The organism is Oleiphilus sp. HI0061, from assembly GCF_001635675.1.
Genome location: NZ_LWFE01001021.1, coordinates 1 through 975, shown reverse-complemented (window position 1 = coordinate 975; position 975 = coordinate 1). Strand labels below are relative to the sequence as shown.

Sequence of the window (975 nt, the reverse complement as noted above, 5' to 3'; positions counted from 1 at the left end):
TGAATTCACTAAAGCTGCGAGCACGACACGCTTGGCTGAACTTGCACAATGCCTGGGTCTCGGCAGCAGAAATGATAATGATACAGTGCTAGCTGAAGCGTTTATTAGTGAAGTCAAAAATTTGATTTCTACGCTAAATATCGAGAACACGATACCTCAAATAAAACGCTCAGATTTTTCTGAAATTATTCAGGGTGCTTTTAAAGAAGCTAACTCAACCTACGCCGTTGCAAAGTACATGTCTTATGACGAGGCAGAAGAAATGCTCAGCGCTATCTCTGGCCGAGCCAGCGACATTTAAGGATTACGTAACCCACTAAACAGCGTCACTGCGGGTCATAGAGGGAATTAAATACCCGTTTATCTTACGCACCAGGTTTTCTGGTACGTAAGATATAAAACTCAATTAAAGGCGCTCTCTTAGTGTAATTCGCTTTAAACCAAGCAACGCTACAAGCCACAGCATCCAGAAGACTGAACCGCCACCACTGCCACCCTTGCTCGTAGTGGGTTCAGTTACTGGTTCAGAAACTAAGCTGGCAACGCCCCCTGGATCAAGCACAGTACCATTAGCCTGGCCATCTGCATCGTTGGCACCGCCATCTTCTATTAGCATCATTAGACAGTTGTGGCCTTGCGTTAAGCCTGGTTGATAAGCAGTACTTCCAGGAGAAGGGCAAATGCCTGGCTCTCCTGCACTTGAATATAGTTGGTTATTGCTATCAAGTTCAAAGTTCTGCCAGCCGTATATTGGATCTAATTTACGATACACTGCTTCTTCAGGAATCGGTTCTATAAGCGGAATAACGAGTTGAATACTACTTCCAACTGGCAACACATTATGAATTTCGAAATCAAATAGGCCGCTGGCATAGTCGAATTCAGCATCAGTTTCTAATCCCATATCCCCCAGATTTAACGCACTGAGTAATGCGCCGCCATTAGGGTCCGTCATAGCGGCTGTGCCTAAGGATA

General features: G+C 44.9%; 2 protein-coding genes. One reads left to right on the top strand and one right to left on the bottom strand.

Annotated features, from left to right (window positions below; all coding sequences use genetic code 11):
- A partial coding sequence (locus A3735_RS30950) for a hypothetical protein (protein WP_197485886.1) occupies positions 1–301 on the top strand: 301 nt, incomplete at its 5' end.
- A gap of 105 nt (positions 302–406) precedes the next feature.
- Here the strand turns inward: A3735_RS30950 and A3735_RS12760 are convergent.
- The coding region (locus tag A3735_RS12760) for a choice-of-anchor U domain-containing protein (RefSeq protein ID WP_231882552.1) at positions 407–975 on the bottom strand (569 nt) is incomplete at its 5' end.